At 40.1% G+C, this 18052-nt stretch carries 13 protein-coding genes; 6 read left to right on the forward strand and 7 right to left on the reverse strand.

The annotated features are described in order from the left end of the window. Position 1: 1 nt before the first annotated feature. Positions 2 to 829: a hypothetical protein gene (locus ACTJJF_RS12365; RefSeq protein ID WP_440699840.1), complete on the forward strand. Its 828-nt coding sequence runs from the start codon at positions 2 to 4 to the stop codon at positions 827 to 829. A 78-nt stretch (positions 830 to 907) separates the two neighbouring features. On the opposite strand, the gene ACTJJF_RS12370 is transcribed toward ACTJJF_RS12365, so the two are convergent. Beyond that, complete coding sequence (locus tag ACTJJF_RS12370) at positions 908 to 1408, reverse strand: SRPBCC family protein (RefSeq protein ID WP_440699841.1); 501 nt, start codon at positions 1406 to 1408, stop codon at positions 908 to 910. Positions 1409 to 1609: 201 nt separating this feature from the next. Here ACTJJF_RS12370 and ACTJJF_RS12375 point away from each other — a divergent pair, with 201 nt between their 5' ends. From ACTJJF_RS12375 to ACTJJF_RS12395, 5 genes are all read left to right on the forward strand, one after another. Then, entirely contained in the window at positions 1610 to 3154 is a 1545-nt protein-coding gene (locus tag ACTJJF_RS12375) for a sensor histidine kinase (protein ID WP_065400139.1), read from the forward strand. Between the two features lie 78 nt (positions 3155 to 3232). Further along, complete coding sequence (locus tag ACTJJF_RS12380; RefSeq protein ID WP_002982671.1) at positions 3233 to 3919, forward strand: response regulator transcription factor; 687 nt, start codon at positions 3233 to 3235, stop codon at positions 3917 to 3919. 78 nt (positions 3920 to 3997) lie between these two features. Then, positions 3998 to 4648 carry a hypothetical protein gene (locus ACTJJF_RS12385; RefSeq protein WP_440699842.1) on the forward strand — a complete coding sequence of 217 codons (651 nt, stop codon included), beginning with the start codon at positions 3998 to 4000 and terminating at the stop codon, positions 4646 to 4648. A gap of 19 nt (positions 4649 to 4667) precedes the next feature. Then, positions 4668 to 5030 carry a hypothetical protein gene (locus ACTJJF_RS12390; protein ID WP_312297103.1) on the forward strand — a complete coding sequence of 121 codons (363 nt, stop codon included), beginning with the start codon at positions 4668 to 4670 and terminating at the stop codon, positions 5028 to 5030. A gap of 69 nt (positions 5031 to 5099) precedes the next feature. Further along, positions 5100 to 7805, forward strand: coding sequence for a TonB-dependent receptor domain-containing protein (locus tag ACTJJF_RS12395; RefSeq protein WP_440699843.1), 2706 nt, complete (start codon positions 5100 to 5102; stop codon positions 7803 to 7805). Between the two features lie 271 nt (positions 7806 to 8076). Here the strand turns inward: ACTJJF_RS12395 and ACTJJF_RS12400 are convergent, their stop codons facing one another. From ACTJJF_RS12400 to ACTJJF_RS12425, 6 genes are all read right to left on the reverse strand, one after another. Next, positions 8077 to 8574, reverse strand: a complete 498-nt coding sequence (locus tag ACTJJF_RS12400; RefSeq protein WP_440699844.1) for a phosphoheptose isomerase — start codon at positions 8572 to 8574, stop codon at positions 8077 to 8079. A 37-nt stretch (positions 8575 to 8611) separates the two neighbouring features. Next, the gene (locus tag ACTJJF_RS12405) at positions 8612 to 10882 is read right to left on the reverse strand and encodes a GH92 family glycosyl hydrolase (RefSeq protein WP_440699845.1); all 2271 of its coding nucleotides are present in this window, start codon (positions 10880 to 10882) and stop codon (positions 8612 to 8614) included. A gap of 22 nt (positions 10883 to 10904) precedes the next feature. Then, positions 10905 to 11765, reverse strand: coding sequence for an ROK family protein (locus ACTJJF_RS12410; RefSeq protein WP_440699846.1), 861 nt, complete (start codon positions 11763 to 11765; stop codon positions 10905 to 10907). A gap of 129 nt (positions 11766 to 11894) precedes the next feature. After that, a complete protein-coding gene (locus tag ACTJJF_RS12415; RefSeq protein WP_440699847.1) occupies positions 11895 to 14300 on the reverse strand; it encodes an endo-beta-N-acetylglucosaminidase H in 2406 nt (801 codons plus the stop codon). A gap of 57 nt (positions 14301 to 14357) precedes the next feature. After that, positions 14358 to 16511, reverse strand: a complete 2154-nt coding sequence (locus tag ACTJJF_RS12420; protein WP_440699848.1) for an endo-beta-N-acetylglucosaminidase H — start codon at positions 16509 to 16511, stop codon at positions 14358 to 14360. 109 nt (positions 16512 to 16620) lie between these two features. After that, entirely contained in the window at positions 16621 to 18048 is a 1428-nt protein-coding gene (locus ACTJJF_RS12425) for a glycoside hydrolase family 125 protein (protein WP_440699849.1), read from the reverse strand. Positions 18049 to 18052 lie beyond the last annotated feature (4 nt).

Here is an 18052-nt window from a genome sequence, read left to right on the forward strand (position 1 = left end):
CATGAGAAAAAAAATATACATTGCAACACTTTTGCTTACGGCCACAACGGCATTTTCGCAGGTCATTGTAGGAAGCAGCGTCAATCCCAGCCCCAACTCTATGCTCAGCGTTGTCAACAAAGAAGACAATGCTGCCGGGTCTAAGGGGATGATGATCCCAACGGTAAACAATGAAACTGAACTACCTCTATACGATGCGTCCCAACCCGACCATTTTCAAAATGATTCAAGTATGCAGGGAATGATTTTATATAGAAAAGATATCAAAAGAGTAGTCGTTTATGATGGTGAAAAATGGAAACCAACTTTCTATGAAAGCGGAGGAAGAACTACCCGTGTCAGCATGAATCCTTTAACTCCCGAATCGGAATTTCCAAGTGTAACCTGCGTATTGATCGGCTGTGGAGAAAAAGATGTCCCTTTCGGAACCTATGACAGTTTACAGGATGGAGACCAACTTGGCATTCTTGATCCGCAGGGAACCGTGAATACCAATTTTAATAATTTCACTTTTAAAGAATCAGGGTTTTACAAAGTACTGATCAGCTTGAAAGTGAAAACTTCAGGAATACACGTAAGCCCACCTACAATTTCTTTCCGGGCATTAAAAAATGGTAATGTTCTTGCAAGAAATGACGTTCCTTTAAATGAAGCGATCTTAATTACAGCCGGTGCCAACAGAGTCGGAACCATGGAATTCCTTTCTATGTTTGACAAAGGAGATCAGCTAAAGGTTCAGATTTCGGGAGGAGTTTCTATCCTGACCGTGGCTGATGCTTATAAAATTGTTCCTACAGACGGAACTTTTATCAGCATAGAAAAGCTATAAGCAACTGAAACCCGGATCTTCTGCAAAAGATCCGGGTTTATTTATGCATTTCATACATCATCACTTTCACTTAAACTTTTACCCTTTCAGGCCGGCAAGAATCTCCTCAAGCTGATTCAACCCCATAGAAAAGCCTCCTTCAAATCCCATATCCATCATTTTTTTCATAATTTCCTGGGACGGATAATGAATATTAACGGTTACTTTTGTTCCCTCTTCCACTCCGGTAAAACCGAACAGCCAATTAGACTGCGGTGCCCCTTCGTCCACATGTCCATTTTCATCACAGAAAGCACTCATCCAGTCGAAACTTCTGTGTTCAAGAATCTCACCATATCTGGAGCGGGAGTAACCTGCCTTTTCCCCATTAGGCCCTATCATCGTATACAGCCACATTCCGCCTTCGCTGAAATCGTGTTTCAGGGTTTCACACCTCCAGGGTTTAGGCCCCCACCACTGGTCCAGTAATTCAGACTGGGAAAAATACTTCCATACTGTTGAAACATCAGCATCATAAATTTTCATGACGTATACGCTGTTCGAGTCAAAATCTTTGTTGAAAATGATATTAGATTCCATAAAAAATTATTTTTAATAAAGTTAAGTGTTTATTTTATTCACAGGACTTTTCATATGACAAGTAAATGATAATTCATAAATAATTGTTAAAAAACACTCTTTTAAGAAAAAAAAAACAATTTTTTGGCTCGTTTTTTGTTTAGGTAGTCTTAAAACAATTAATTTTAACATTCATTTTTCCAAAACATATATAATTAGATAATGAATAACAAATTCATCCCAATAATTTCAGTGTTTATGACAATCTCACTGATTGTCTTTGTGACGCTCCAATTTTATTGGTTGAAAGGCTATTACGGGGTACTTGAACAGGATTTTTCGAATAAAGTTTATGCGGTTTTGGAAAGTACTTCAAAAAGTATTGAAGAAATTGAAGCTGATAAATACCTCAATCAGGATTACAAAGATTTCAGAAAAAATATTCTCGCCAACAACAAACAACCTTCTCTGACCACCATTCAGCAGGTAGAAGACTCAGGAACCCAGAGACAGATTATTTATTCTAAAAATATTATTGAAAAAACCCAGCTCCCGATTTCAAAAAAAGGAGATTCTATAAAGCTTACCACGCTATATACCGATGAAGCAGCCTACAAGGTAAAAAGAGATACCACCAACCGTGAACTTCTTACCTCGGATATCAATCAGGATATCGAAACAGGTGATTACTCGATGAAAGAGTTTGTGAAAGTATATGGAAACAATCTTCCTATCACCAAAAGGGTAGATCCCAAAACACTTGACTCCGTCATTGCAAAAGAACTGAAAATAAGAGGGATCACTGCAAAATTCGGATACGGAGTTATTGATAAAAACAGCAAGCTTACCAGCATCGCCAATAAAGCCTACAAAGAAAAAAAAGACAGCAATACCTACAGCTATCCTCTTTTTACCGATAAAAAAAATACATTGTACAGCCTTGCCCTGGTTTTCCCTAAAAAGGAATATTCTCTGGCAATGAACAACTGGCCGATGCTATTAGGTACATTCCTTTCCCTTTTGACCATTCTGGGGATTTATATCATTTCCATCAATTATATGATGCGGCAGAAGAAGCTGGCAGAAGTGAAGACGGATTTCATCAACAATATGTCTCATGAATTCAAAACACCTCTGGCAACCATTTCAGTGGCAACGGATTCTTTAGCAAATGATAAAATTGCCACCAATCCGGATAAGGTAAAGTATTATTCTGAGCTGATCAAACAGGAAAACCTAAGAATGAAAAAACAGGTGGAAAACGTTCTTAATATGTCTAAACTTGAAAGGAATGAAGTGGAACTGTTCTTAAAAGAAACCAATGTAAGGGAGCTGATCAAAAAAACTACAGAGTCATTCAACCTGATTGTAGGACAGCGAAACGGAACGCTTACACAGAAATTTAATGCCACTCATTATAATTTTAAAATAGACGAATTCCATATCTCGAATATGCTGGTCAATTTACTGGACAATGCCAACAAGTATTCTCCTGAAGCTCCGGAAATTCACGTGGAAACAAGAAATGAAGGCCACTGGTATGTGATTGAGATTTCTGATAAAGGAATGGGAATGGAAACCCAGAATAAGACCAAAATTTTCGAGAAATTCTTCAGAGAAGAAACCGGAAATATTCATAACGTAAAAGGACAGGGATTGGGTCTCTCTTACGTAAAAAAGATTGTAGAACTGCACAAAGGACAGATCATTGTAGACTCTCATAAAGGAAAAGGAAGCACGTTTACAATCAAGCTGCCGATGAGCTAAAAAAAGAAACCAAATAACAAATATAGAAGATAGAGTGAAGGAGTTCATTCTTAATGTTAATTATTAATTAGAAAAGTTATGAGCAACAGAATATTATTAGTAGAGGACGATCAGAGTTTCGGGGCGGTGCTTAAAGATTATTTGACGATCAATAATTTTGAAGTAACCCTTGCCACTGACGGGGAGCAGGGATTGAAAGAATTTACAGAAAATGAATTCGATATCTGCATATTTGACGTAATGATGCCTAAAAAAGACGGATTTTCATTAGCCGAAGACGTAAAGAAAATTGATAAAAATACACCTATCATTTTCCTTACTGCAAGAAACATGAGAGAAGATATTCTGAAAGGATATCAGCTGGGTGCTGATGATTATATCACGAAACCTTTTGATACCGAGCTTCTTTTATATAAAATCAAAGCGATTCTTCAGAGAAGTTCTACCCTGGAAAACGAGGAACAGGAACAGTTCAAGATCAGCAATATCTTCTTTGATTCTATGCTGAGACAGCTGAAAGTAGGTGACAAAGAATACAAACTTTCTCCTAAGGAAAATGAATTATTGAAGCTTCTTTGCATCCACAGAAATGATTTCATGCCGAGAGATCTTGCTTTGAGAAAGATCTGGAAAAAAGAAAATTACTTTACGGCAAGAAGTATGGACGTTTATATTGCAAAACTTCGTAAATTACTTAAAGATGACGAAGGATTGGAAATTATCAACGTTCACGGAGAAGGATTCAGACTTTTGGTAAAAAATTAATCCGAAAATCGAATTATAAATACAAAATTAGCAAAACAATTAAAAATGTTTTGCTAATTTTGTTTTATACCCATGAAAATGAAGAACACATTTATAGGTTTAATCACCATATCCATTTTAACTGTATCCTGCAAGAAGGATGAAAAAGCCACTTATCTGAAAGAAGAAGCGGGAGCTGCACAACCCAATGTAGCTTTAACCAGTGCAACTTCCAAAACTTCGCTGATGGACCAGGCAGGCATTCAGTCTACTCCCAATCCGGCACCTATAGCCATAGCTGCAGGCATGAATCCTGCTCACGGACAACCTGGCCACCGTTGTGATATTCCGGTAGGACAGCCTTTAAACAGTCAGCCGGCTGCAGCTACTCCTGCAACGCAAACCATAAATACAGGTACCAACAATACGATTCAAATCGATCCGAACTCCGTATCTCCGGGAAAAATAGCCATTGACAATAGCGGAAAACAAGTTAAAACAGCTCCCGGAATGAACCCTCCGCACGGGCAACCGGGACACCGTTGTGATATTCCGGTAGGACAGCCTTTAAGCAGCAAACCTGCCCCGGCACCGCAACCTGTCCAGAATACTGTACAGGCAACTCCTGCTCCTGCGACACCTGCCCCGGCAACACAAAACTTGGCTATGGGTGAAAAGCCTAAATTAAACCCGGCACACGGAGAGCCTTGGCACAGTTGTTCACTAAAAGTTGGTGATCCTTTGCCATAAATTTCTTATTTTTGCAGATATGAAGCTGTTTCATCTACTTGCCATAGTATTCTGTCTGGGAGTTTTTCTGATTCCCAAGGATAATTTCTATGCGCAGGGAATGCAGGAAACATGCTGTAATAAAGCAGAATCAGAGAAAAGTGACTGCTGCAAAAATCATTCTTCAAAAAAAGACGGCAAAGATGAATCAAAATCATCCTGCAATGATGACTGCTGTTCATCATGTATTGCCTGCTACACTTTTATTGAAACTCCTTTCTCAAAGAACCTTCGTCTGGAACTTTCTTATTACAAAGCGAATAAGAATCCTCAGTTTCAGTATTCAGACCCTTATCTTTCCGATCGTTTAAAAGAGATCTGGCAACCGCCTAAAATAGGTTAATTAAAACACTATGAGTTTATTACAGTATGTAATGAACCCTTTTTTATTTAATCTAAACATTTAAACGAAATGAAATTATATATTTCCAGGTTGATACTTGGTGCATTATTCTTATTTACACAATTTACACCGGCTCAAAATCTTACAAAAAACCAGTTCAAAGTAAAAGGGAACTGCGAAATGTGCAAAACCAGAATTGAAAGTGCTGCTAAAAAAGCAGGAGCTAAAACGGCTGTATATTCTGTTGATTTACAAACATTAACTATAGAAACCGACAAAGCTTCTTCAGATGATATTCTGAAAAAAATAGCGGAAGCAGGTCATGATAATGAGAAATTCAAAGCTTCTGACACTACCTATGAAGGACTTCCGGGATGTTGTCATTACGACAGAGACCTACAGCCTTCACAGGCAGAAACTCATCATGAGCATCATATGGATGCTAAAGTTTCCAATAAAAAAGACAACGAATTCTACGTAAGAGGAAACTGTGCCTCCTGTAAGGCCAGAATTGAAAAAGCAGCAAAAGGTGCCGGAGCTGATATTGCAGAATGGAATGCAGAAAAACAGACGGTTACTTTAAATTTTGATGCTTCAAAAACTTCGTCTGATCAGATTTTAAAGGCTATTGCTGATGCAGGACATGATAACGAAAAATACAAAGCTGCAGACACAGTTTACAACGGTCTTCCGGGATGTTGTTTGTACGACAGGGATTTTACTTTCGGGGAACCTAATCCAAAGGTGCATTATGAAGAAGAAACAAAGCATGATGATCATAAGGAAGATCAGGCACCCACTTCTGATAAAGTCCACAGCAAGCACGAAAAAAACATTGAAGGCGTAGTAGTGACAGGTTCTAAGGCTTCAACAGCTTTAAGTAAAAAAGAAGCCGGGCTTGTCTTTAATATTGATAAAAAGGAGCTACTGAAAGCTGCATGTTGTAACCTCTCAGAAAGCTTTGAAACCAATGCAACGGTTGACGTTTCCTTCAGCAATGCTGTAACAGGAACTAAGCAACTGAAAATGCTTGGTCTTGATCAGAAATATACAAGTTTAACGAAAGAACAGCTTCCTGAAATCAGAGGGCTGGCTTCCGCATACGGATTGAATTTCATTCCCGGAAGATGGATTGAAAGTATCCAGCTGACAAAAGGAGGAAGTACAGTAACGAACGGTTATGAAAGCATTACCGGACAGATCAATACGGAACTTCTGAAAAACGCAAAGACTCCTGAAACTTCACTGAACCTTTTCTCGGATTTCAATGGAAGGGCAGAAATCAATATTACGAATGTTTCTCCTATCAACGACAAATGGACACAGACTTTCCTTCTACACGGGAACGGAACTTTCGGAAATACGGATATGAATCACGATACCTTTCTGGACAGGCCGAAAGGAACCCAGATCAATGCTGCCTATCTCCTTAACTATAATGATCTGGAAAAGTCAGGCTTCGGATCTCACTTCGGGATTAACTTTATCAGGGATGAAAGAACAGCAGGACAGGTTGGTTTTGATAAAAAACTGGCTCAGGATGAACAGTATGATTATGGGGTAGGAATTGATATTTCAAGATTCCAGGTATGGAACAAGACCGGATATGTTTTTAAAGGAAAGCCTTATCAGAGCATTGGCTGGATGAACCAGTATGTATATCACCAGCAGGACAGTTTTTTTGGGTTGAGAAATTATGCAGGACAGCAGCATACCTATTATTCCAATTTAATTTTTGAAAGCATCATCGGGAATACCAACCATAAATATAAAGCAGGAGCAAGCTTTTTATACGACGGTTACAAAGAAACGTATTTGACGAATGATTTCAGAAGAAATGAAATTGTTCCCGGAATTTTTGCCGAATATACTTTAACGGGCTTAAAATATACGCTGGTAGCAGGTACAAGAGTGGATTTTCACAATCTGGCCGGAACTCAGTTTACCCCAAGGGTTAATTTTAAATATGATTTCACACCGCAGACGATTTTAAGACTTTCTGCCGGAAGAGGTTTCAGAACAGCGAATGTATTTGCTGAAAGCCAGCAGTATTTTGCATCGAACAGAGCAATTAATATCCTTCCCAATAACGGAAATATTTATGGATTAAAGCCGGAAATCGCATGGAACTACGGGGCCAGTTTACAGCAGGAATTTAAATTATTCGGTAGAAAATCAAGCATTGTTGCCGACTTCTTCAGAACGGATTTCCAGGATCAGGTTTTGGTAGATTTAGACCGTTCTCCTCAACAGCTGACGTTCTATAACCTTGATGGAAAATCATTTGCCAACTCTTTCCAGACGCAGTGGGACTTTATGCCGTTCAAAAACTTTGAAGTAAGAATGGCTTATAAATATTACGATGTACAGGCTGATTACATCGGTGGAAGAAGAGAGGTTCCTTTTATGGCTAAACACAGAGGTTTTGTAAATCTGGCCTATTCTACCAATAAAAACAATAATGGTGGATTCTGGAGCTTTGATACGACTTTAAACTGGGTTGGAAAGCAGAGACTTCCTGATACTTCAGGCAATCCTGCAGAATTTCAGTTACCGGCGTACTCCAATTCATATGCTGTATTGAATGCACAGGTTTCAAGAAACTTCAATAAAAAGATCAGAGCTTATGTAGGAGGAGAAAACCTTACTTCCTATTATCAGAAAAATGCTATCGTTGATTTCAGAAATCCTTTTGGAAATTATTTTGATGGCGGAATGGTGTATGCTCCGATTATGAAGGCTAACTTCTATGTGGGACTGGATGTGACGTTTTAAAGGCTGCAAGCTGAAGAATGAAGCTGGAAGTACTATTAGTCGGTAGGGTTTTTATTTAGTATAAATTATTGTTTGTACTTCTGAATAAACAAAACCTTATAGGTCTCTGAGACCTATAAGGTTTATTTTTTTTGCCGTCAGCTAAGAAATTCAGCATTGATAACGAAGCACAATAAAAAAATTTGAAAACCAGTAGTAACTCCCCTCTTCCAGCCTCAGGCTTCCTGACCGAATAAAAAAATCGGCTTCAATATTGAAGCCGATTTTTTATTTATCTTCCAAAGTCATCCTGTACTCTTACGATATCGTCTTCGTCTGAAGGATTGGATGCATCCGTGTGCTGCCAGATTTCAGCAACAATACCCCAGCCTGCCAGACCGATCAATCTGTGTCTTTCACCCTGCTGAAGTTTTACCTGATCTTTCGGATTGTATTCTGCCAATTCTCCTTCTTCATCGGTATTGCTTCTTTTGATTCCTACCGTTCCTTCCACTACCTGCCAGATTTCTGCCCTTCTGTGGTGATACTGCCAGCTTAGTCTTGCCTCGGGAGCAACAATAAGAATCTTCGGGCTCAGCTTCCCTCCTATTCTCAGGTTTTCCACATCAATTCCGTCAAAATACTGGTTGGCAAAATCCTGTGCCTGGGTTTCGTCAATCACAAAAAAACCTCCCCAAGGCCTTGTTTCATCCTTTGCTGCGATGGTGAACCCCTGGGTCTGCAGCATCTTCTCTACTCTATCGAATATTTCTTTTTTTTCTGTACTCATTACAGTTTCTATTTCTGAATTAAAATTTATTATCTGATTATTCTTTTGACATTGAATACGGGAAATCTTTTTCCTGTGAACCTCTTTCCTTATTCGGTTTGCTGTCCATTTTAAAATCTAAAACTGCTCCTCTCATAAGCTCCTGATGGCTCAGCCAGTTTTTGGAGTAGGGCTGTCTGTTTACGTTTAATGATTTTACATATACGTTGTCAGCACTGTTTTCCGGTGCTTTTATTTCAATTTTCTTACCGTTTTCAAGATGGATGGTTGCTTCTTTAAATAAGGGAGCTCCCAAAACATACTGATCGGTTGCAGGCGTTACCGGGTAAAACCCTAAAGCCGAGAAAATATACCAGGCGGAAGTCTGCCCGTTATCTTCATCACCACAATAGCCGTCAGGAGTTGCATGATATAATTTATCCATGACCTGTCTTGCCCAATACTGCGTTTTATAGGGAGCTCCGGCATAGTTATACAGGTATATCATATGCTGGATCGGCTGATTTCCGTGAGCATACTGCCCCATATTCATGATCTGCATTTCTCTGATCTCATGGATCACGCCACCGTAATAACTGTCATCAAAAACCGGCGGAAGAGAAAATACCTCATCCAGTTTTGCTTCAAATTTCTTCTTTCCTCCCATCAGTTCTGCAAGACCGTTTATATCCTGGAAAACCGACCATGTATAATGCCAGCTGTTTCCTTCGGTAAAAGCATCTCCCCATTTGAAAGGATTGAAAGGTTTCTGGAAATTCCCGTCTTTATTTTTACCACGCATCAGACCTGTTTCTTTATCAAACAGATTTTTGTAATTATACGCTCTTTTTTTGTAAATATCAATTTCTGAAGCAGGTTTTCCCAAGGCTTTCCCCAGCTGATAAATGGAGAAGTCATCATAAGCATATTCTAATGTTCTTGCCGCATTTTCATTGATTTTCACATCGTAAGGGACGTAACCTAACTTGTTGTAATATTCTACTCCTGCACGGCCTACCGCTTCAATAGGGCCTTCATTATTGGCTCCGTGTTTTACGGCCTGCCAAAGGGTTTCCACATCATACCCCCTAAGTCCTTTGATGTAAGCGTCTGCCACTACAGAGGCAGAGTTGTTTCCGATCATAATATCAGAATAGCCGGGGCTGCTCCATTCCGGTAAGAAACCTCCTTCTTTGTAAGCATTGACCAGCCCTTCCTGCATTTCAATATTAATCGATGGATAGACCAGGTTCAGGAACGGGTACAATGCACGGAAAGTATCCCAGAAACCTGTCCCGGCAAACATTCTTCCGTCTGCAATTTTACCATTGTAAGGGCTCCAGTGTTTTATTTTGTTCTGGGCATCGATTTCGTATAATTTCTGCGGGAAAAATAAAGTTCTGTACAAAGAGGAATAAAAAGTCCGCATCTGCTGGTCTGTTCCTCCTTTTACTTCCAGTTTTCCTAATGTTTTGTTCCAGATATTTTTAGCATCTGTTTTTACCTGTTCAAAATTTCTGTTTCCTATTTCTCTTTTAAGGTTGAGTTCTGCCTGTTCAAAGCTGATGAATGAAGAAGCTACTTTTGCATAAACGGTTTCTTTATTTTTAAGCTTAAAACCAACTACTGCTCCGGCATGATCACTGGTGATTTCCAACTGGTCATTCACCAGTTTATCATCCTTCCAGGTTTTTGTCAGTTCAAAATCTTTGTCAAACTGAATAACAAAATAGTTTTTGAAGTTTTCATATTTCCCGGTAGAATATCTGGTAGTGTATCCGAGGATTTTTCTTTCTTTAGGAAGAATTTTAACGTAAGAACCTTTGTTCAGGGCATCAATCACTACATAAGCGCTATCGGTCTTCGGAAAATCGAATTTAAAGAAGGACGCTCTATCCGTAGGGGTGAATTCTGTGGTTACATTAATGTCTGCCAGGTAAACGCTATAGAAATATGGGGTAGAAACCTCAGCTTTGTGGCTGAACCAGCTTGCCCTGTCTTCTTCCTTAAATTTTACTTTCCCTACTCCCGGCATAATGGCAAATGCGCCGTAATCATTCATCCATGGGGAAGGCTGGTGCGTTTGTTTGAATCCTTTTATCTTGTCTGCATCATAGGTATATGCCCATCCGTCACCCATTTTTCCCGTCTGCGGGGTCCAGATATTCATTCCCCATGGAAGCCCGACTGCCGGATAGGTATTCCCGTTTGATAAGGAAGGTTTGGACTGGGTTCCCATTAAAGGATTCACATAATCTACCGGTGACAAGCTCTGACTGAACGCCCAGGCCTGTACTACAAGAAAAAAAGTAGAAAATAGAGACTTCATTGTATCGTTTCGTTTATTAATTTTATATAAGCTTTTTTAATGCATAGCTGGCGGCTCCCAAAATGGCGGCATCTTCAAAGATGGCAGAGATTTTAACCGGCAAGTTAATATTATTCTTTGTTAAGTTCTGAATAAATCTTGCTTCAAAATGAGGATAGGCTTTCGCAATATTCCCGCCTATAACTAAAACTTCCGGTTTATAATGATCCACATATTTCACAATAAATTCAGCAAATGAATTGGCATATTCATCAAATATCTGAGCCTGTATTTCAGAAGGTTTGTCTAAGAGATCTTTAGTTCCGGAAATCTGCTCACCCGTCAACTCCTGATAGCGATTCACAAACCAGCGTGTTGCCAGATAATCTTCACAGATTGAATCTTTAAAAGGGGAATCCCACAGATCCTCATCGGTTGCCAGCTCACCATTATAAAAAGTAGTTCCTAATCCTGTACCCAGCGTCACTCCGAAAATCTTATTAAAACCCTGAACACAGCCCCCGAATACTTCTCCTTCCATAAAGGCTGCAGCATCGTTTACAAAATGAATCTGCTCCGTAGAAACCGATAATCTTTTCGCCAGTTCTTCTTTGATATTTACATTATAGATATCATAAAATTTTCCCTGGAGCATCAGAGATATTCCGTTTTCGTAATCGAAAGGACCGGGCATTGCAATTCCTATCAGAAGGTCTTCCTGAGCCAGATCATGAGCTGCTTTATTGATTGCTGAAATCCACGCCGAGAAAATCGTTTCCTTATCATCAAATGAATTGACATGTTCCCGTACATAGGTTGAAGAAATGATTTCCCGTTTTTCAGGATCTACCTGAGCCATTGTAATATGCGAACCTCCAATATCTATTCCTACTATATTTTGCATAAGTTTTTTCACTTAAATTAATTTCAAACCGTTTTATGACCGGAAAAACAGACAAACCAATGAATCATTCGTCTGCCTGTTTTCAGTCTGAGATTTTATCTTTTCAGATCAAATCTTGATGTTATAGATTTATTTCACAATAATTTTTCCGGATGATATGATCTTATTACCTTCTGCTGTAATTTTGTAAAGATAAGTACCACTGGTTAAATCCTGTGTATTCACTACGTTATTATTTTTATTAATATTCTGTTTTTTGGATAACTTCCCTGATGCATCGTACAATGAAATTTCATTTGCTGAGCGATCATCAATTCTGAAATAAATGTCATTCCCTCTCTTAACCGGGTTAGGGTAAACATGGTTCTCTCTTACAAGTTCTGTATCTTTTACCGATAGAGAAGCAGGGCAAGGCACTTCTGTCTTCCAGTTGGTATCCGTCATATTGACCAGTGTTGCAGCATGGGTGTTAGGGGTAGCATCCAGGGCTCCGATACCGCTTCCTTCATCCATTTTCCAGTTGGCTTCAAGGTTAGCAGCATTGGGTGTTACATTACATTTATTATCCAGGATTTCCTGTGCAGTCAATGCTCTTTTCCATACTCTGAACTCATCCAGAGAGCCATTAAGGGTACGGGAATTATCATAGTTTCTTGCCAGATAAAGTATACCATTTGCCGTAAAGTCTCCGGTAGCCGGAATACTGGCATCAAGGCTTCCGTTCACATACAGCTTCATTGCAGCTCCGTCGTAAGTTGCCGCCACATGATACCAGGTATTCGGGTTGAATGCCGTATTGGTGTTAAGCTTCACCTGAGAAGATCCGAAGCTCAGCGTAAACTGTAGTTTATTGTTTGCCAGGTTCCCATCTCCGAATCTGAGAATCGCAGAATTATTATCTCCCACTTCAATACCGATAACCGATGAAATATAAGGAAATCCTGATTTGAATGCATTCACTTTCACCCATCCTTCAAATGTAAGAGCATTTCCAGTGAGGTTAAACTGCCCTGCATTCAGGTATTGCGTACTTCCGTTGAAAGACAAAGACCTTGGGCCAGGACTGGTAACAGGTGCAAAACCGCTGTTAAATGCTCCTTCTCCCGAATAGGTGCTTGTGGTTCCTCCTGTACATGCCGCCTGTATTTTCCATACATAATTGGTATTGGGGGTCAGGTTCTGAAGCGAATAGGTATTGGTTGTAATATTCTGTATTTCATTCCAGGTAGTGGCAGCTGTTGTTTTGTACTGCAGTGTATAAGAAGTTGCTGTTCCTGCATCCCATGATAGCTGTGCGGAATTTCCAAGGTAGCTTCCTGAGATAAGTCCTGAAGGGGTTGAACATCCGTTTCCTGAATTAAATCTCGGTGCAAATAAGTAGGTGCTTGTCAGTGTAGGGGAACAGTTGGACTGTATTCTCCAGTCATAATCTGTATTCATGGTAAGATTATTTACCACAATATTACTTCCGGAATAGTTACTTGCTACGTTCGTCCATGTCGTTGCACTGGCAGGTTTGTAATCGATATTGTAGGTCTGGGATGCGTTGGAAGCCCAGTTCAGCTTAGCAGAAGTTCCTGTTACATTAGAAACTTCAAGGCCAAGCGGCGGATCACAGGTCTGCCCTTGAGACCATGAATATAATTGCCCGCTTAGGAGTGTATTTTCATTATAAAGAATATTCGATCCTGTACTAAGGTAGCTCGCTACGTCTGTTCCGCCAAGATCATACCACATGAATACGCCATATCCGTCATTTTTGGTACTTGTAGCCAGGCTGGACAGTGTAGAGGCGGAAGTTGACCCTGAATTACTGTTCTGTATCCAGGTTGCCGCAGCAGAAAGTTTTGTTTTGGTAAGTGGCGGAACACTTGGAGCATTGTATGTTCCGTACATCGCATTCCAGCTGTAGTCAATATAATTTCCGGCCTGATCTCCATTATAGCTCTGTCTTGTTGTTGCCGGACCATAATAATAGAAGGTAATCAGTTTATCAGGCATTGCAGCTTTAAGCTCCTGCAGAAGCATAACAAAAGAACTGTTGTTCGGCTGCCCCGTTCCGTTATTTCCGTATCCTGCGTATTCATCATCAAGGTCCACTCCATCCAGTCCGTAGGTGTAAACAGTGTGAGCCACCTGCAAGGCGAAATCTTTAGCCGCTTCACGATTAGGGAAATTGGAAATCCCGGCTCCCTGATGATTTCCCAGAATGTCTAGCAATACTTTGATTCCTTTCTGCTGTAAAGGCTTTACATAGGTATTGACATCATTGAGAACCTTGGTAACGTTATTATTGCTTGAAATATAAGCTCTGCTTTTGGAAACATCATAATTGATATTGGCGGCAAAGATGATCGCAACGTCAAAAAGCTGCCTGTTGGTATTTTGCAGAGTATAAGACCCTGCATTCAGCATATTATTGTTATTTACTTCCACATAGCAGACCCCTAAAGGGTTAAGCTGTTGGGCTTTGAACAACGGGGTTCCCTGAAGCATCAGAGCGATGAAGGGAATAAAAAAGGATTTTTTTTTCATATATATTTATTTTTATCAATGGAAAAACCACCGGGCCGAAACCCGGTGATGAATGGATTATTTTACAATTAATTTCTCTGTGTGTTTCAGACTTCCGTCCTGAGATTCAAACTGAACGATATAGCTTCCGGATGAAAGTGCAGATACGTTATACTGATAATTTCCGGCTTTCATGATCTGGCTGTCTACCATTCTTCCGTTAAAATCATAAACCGTTAATTTTCCTCTGCTGTATCCTTCCGGAACAGAAACCGTCAGTGATGAAGACTTACTGGCAGGATTCGGATACATTTTTATCTGATTCTTACCATTGACTTCCGCTGAACTGATAGCCTTCTGAGCCGTACTGCTTCCTGATAGTCTGGAAGCACCTGTGGTACATGGCACATCTGTTCCCCAATTGGAAGCTTCAACTCCGGTTAAAGTCAAAGTCACTCCGTTTCCTGAAGTATCCTGAACAGATGAACCGCTTCCTTCATTAAATTTCCAGTAAGCAGCCAGTGAAGTTGCCGGAACTGATACATTACACATATTCTGGCTGATCTCCGTCTGGCTTAAAGCTCGTTTCCAGACTCTTACCTCATCTACTTTACCATTGAAATTTCTGGATGTATTATATAAATATCCTATGTTGAATGCACCTGTTGAATTCACACTTCCGGTTTGTGTTTTGGTTGCATCCAGAACTCCATTGATGTAAATTTTCATATTGGATCCATCATAAGTAGCTGCTACATGATACCAGGTATTGGCATTCAAAGCAGTTGCAGAAGCCAGTTTTTGCTGAACGTTATTAATACTTACCACAAACTGAAGTTTATTATTCGCAAGACCAGCATCTCCCAATCTTAAGAATGCAGAATTGCTGTCACTTACCTCCGTTCCCATGATAGAAGAAATATATGGAGACGCCGATTTAAATGACGAAGGTTTGATCCATCCTTCAAAAGACAAAGCAGAACCGCTTAAATTCATACTTCCGGCTGCTCCTGATTCTGTGCTTCCATCCAGAGACAAAGCATAAGAACCTGTAGGCGTTGTTCCTGAAGTGCTTGTAAATCTTGGGGCAAACATATAGGCGCTTTTCACACTGCAATTGGTTCTTATTCTCCAATCATATTCGGTGTTGGCTGTTAATCCGGAGATGGTTACAGAAGTAGAACTTGTTGCAGACACCGCATTCGTCCAGGTTGTTGAAGAGGCTGGTTTATAATCAATATCATAAGTGTTTGTACCTACGGCTGACCAGTTCAGTTTTGCACTTGTTCCTGTAAGGTTGCTTGTGTACAATCCGATAGGAGCATCACAGTTGGTTCCTTGTGTCCATGATTGTAAAGTACCGCTTAAAACAGTTGGCTCTCCGTATAATGTCTGAGTTCCTGCTGAAAGTTGTGCTGTCTCATTAGTTCCATGCAGATCATACCACATGAAGACTCCATATCCTCCGTTTTTAGTTTGAGTGGCTAAACTTGTTGTGGTAGAATTGGAAGTATTTCCCATCCATACGGCTGCGGGAGAGATTTGTGCTTTGGTAAGAGGAGGTACATTCGGTGCAGAGAATGTTCCGTACATGGCGTTCCAGCTGTAGTTGACATAATCTCCAACTCTGGATCCGTTCCAGGAAAGCCTTGAAGCTGCCGGGCCATAATAGTAGAATGATATGATCTTATCCGGTAACAATGCCTTCAGTTCCTGCACAAGCATGACAAAAGAGCTGTCATTTGGCTGCCCGGTACCATTCTTTCCGTATTCTGAGTATTCATCATCAAAATCAATTCCATCCAGACCGTAGGTATTCACTGTATTGGCAAGCTGTTGTGCAAAATCTCTTGCCGCTTCACGGGTAGGAAAATTACAGATTCCCGCTCCCTGGTGGTTTCCCAGAATAGTCAGCACTACTTTCATACCTTTTTGCTGAAGAGGTTTTATATAAGTATCTGCATTGGTAAGAACCTTGGTCACGTTGTTATTGGAATACAGATACGCTCTTCCACGGCTGGTATCATAATTAATATTGGCAGCAAAAATATTCACCACATTAAACAGGTAACTGTTCGATGTCTGCAGTTTGTACGCTCCTGCATTCAGGAGGTTGTTGTTATTCACTTCCACATAGCAAATTCCTGTAGGATTAAGCTGCTGTGCGTTAATCAGAGAACCAGACTGAAGCATCATGGCAATCAGTGCGGTAAAGATGGATTTTTTTTTCATTGTATAATTTTTTTAAGGTGTTTTTGGTGTTTCAATTTTATATAGCAATCCCTGATACCTTCTTTTTTGGGAAGGAATTTCAGATGAATAAGCGATATAAAAGGGAGGGCTATGTCAGTAGCTCAGGATTTTCGTTAAAGGTTTTCCATAACAATTCACCGAATAACGTATTCGCCCATGCAAACCATTCTCTGGTGAACTTTTTGTCGTTGTCTTTATGGAAGGACTCATGCATAAAGCCTGTCCCGCCGTGCGTTTTCTGTAAGGTATCTATACACCATCTGATCTCACTTTTGTCTTTGGTAGTGAGTGCCTTCATTATGATACTCATTGGCCAGATCATATCAAGTCCGATATGCGGACCTCCTATTCCTTCTGCCAGCTTACCTTTGAAGAAGAACGGATTGTTTTCTGACCACACGAATTTTCTTGTATTCAAATACACAGGGTCATCAGCTTTCACCGCATCCAGATAAGGCAATCCTAGCAAACTTGGACAGTTCGCATCATCCATCAGGTTGTAGCTTCCGAAACCATTCACTTCAAAAGCATATATTTTTCCAAATTCAGGATGATTGTAAATTCCGTATTTTTTGATGGCTGCATCTACCTCATCTGCAAGGCTGTTCAGTTGCTGAGCCAACGTTTTTTCATTTTTAATTTGTGAAACCATTTCCGCAGCCTGACGTAAGCTTATCACAGCAAATAAGTTAGATGGAATCAGGAATCCATAGATAGTAGCATCATCACTCGGACGGAACATAGAGCTGATAAGGCCTACAGGTTTCGTTGGATAACCGTATCCTCCCATAGGAACACCGTCTGTAGCCCAAGCCGTTGTACGCTCAAATTTATAAGGCCCCAGATCATGTTTTCTCTGCTGTTCTGTAAAGGTCTGCAGGGTAAGTTTAATTCCTTTCAGCCAGTTGGCATCAAAAGGTTTGGTATCTCCGGTTGTTTTCCAGAAATGATATGCAAGACGAATTGGGTAACAAAGCGAATCAATTTCCCACTTTCTTTCATGGGTTCCCGGTTTCATATCGGTATGGTCATATTCTTTCCATTTACTGATCTTCTGATCGTCGTTATAGAAAGCATTGGCGTAAGGATCTTTCAGGATGAAAGTAGTCTGTTTATGGATTACTCCTGAGATCAGCTTATGCAGTTTTTCATCTTTTTTAGAGAACTGCAGATAAGGGAAAACCTGTGCGGAACTGTCACGAAGCCACATGGCATCAATATCCCCAGTGATTACATAGGTATCCGGTGTTCCGCCGGTTTCCGTATAGTAAACAGTAGTATCCAATGTATTCGGGAAGCAGTTTTCAAAGAGCCAGGACAGTTCTTTATTATTTACTTTCTTCTTAAAAGCTGCTATGGCACCTTCCACGGATTCGCTGGTAAAATGTCTTTTATCTTTAGGAACACGGACAATAGGAAAATCGTCCAGCACTAAATTTTTAGCAAAAACATTCTGAGTAAACAGCAATCCGGCTCCTGCCAGTGCACTTGTTTTAATAAAATTTCTCCTTTCCATTGAT

This window comes from Chryseobacterium sp. 22458 (genome assembly GCF_052044975.1).
Classification (GTDB): domain Bacteria; phylum Bacteroidota; class Bacteroidia; order Flavobacteriales; family Weeksellaceae; genus Chryseobacterium.

Bases quoted from the DNA above. Each gene is read 5' to 3' on its own strand.
- ACTJJF_RS12415 (WP_440699847.1), bottom strand. From the start codon at position 14,300: ATGAAAAAAAAATCCTTTTTTATTCCCTTCATCGCTCTGATGCTTCAG.
- ACTJJF_RS12420 (WP_440699848.1), bottom strand. From the start codon at position 16,511: ATGAAAAAAAAATCCATCTTTACCGCACTGATTGCCATGATGCTTCAG.
- ACTJJF_RS12385 (WP_440699842.1), top strand. From the start codon at position 3,998: ATGAAGAACACATTTATAGGTTTAATCACCATATCCATTTTAACTGTA.
- ACTJJF_RS12395 (WP_440699843.1), top strand. From the start codon at position 5,100: ATGAAATTATATATTTCCAGGTTGATACTTGGTGCATTATTCTTATTT.
- ACTJJF_RS12370 (WP_440699841.1), bottom strand. From the start codon at position 1,408: ATGGAATCTAATATCATTTTCAACAAAGATTTTGACTCGAACAGCGTA.
- ACTJJF_RS12410 (WP_440699846.1), bottom strand. From the start codon at position 11,765: ATGCAAAATATAGTAGGAATAGATATTGGAGGTTCGCATATTACAATG.
- ACTJJF_RS12375 (WP_065400139.1), top strand. From the start codon at position 1,610: ATGAATAACAAATTCATCCCAATAATTTCAGTGTTTATGACAATCTCA.
- ACTJJF_RS12405 (WP_440699845.1), bottom strand. From the start codon at position 10,882: ATGAAGTCTCTATTTTCTACTTTTTTTCTTGTAGTACAGGCCTGGGCG.
- ACTJJF_RS12390 (WP_312297103.1), top strand. From the start codon at position 4,668: ATGAAGCTGTTTCATCTACTTGCCATAGTATTCTGTCTGGGAGTTTTT.
- ACTJJF_RS12425 (WP_440699849.1), bottom strand. From the start codon at position 18,048: ATGGAAAGGAGAAATTTTATTAAAACAAGTGCACTGGCAGGAGCCGGA.
- ACTJJF_RS12365 (WP_440699840.1), top strand. From the start codon at position 2: ATGAGAAAAAAAATATACATTGCAACACTTTTGCTTACGGCCACAACG.
- ACTJJF_RS12400 (WP_440699844.1), bottom strand. From the start codon at position 8,574: ATGAGTACAGAAAAAAAAGAAATATTCGATAGAGTAGAGAAGATGCTG.
- ACTJJF_RS12380 (WP_002982671.1), top strand. From the start codon at position 3,233: ATGAGCAACAGAATATTATTAGTAGAGGACGATCAGAGTTTCGGGGCG.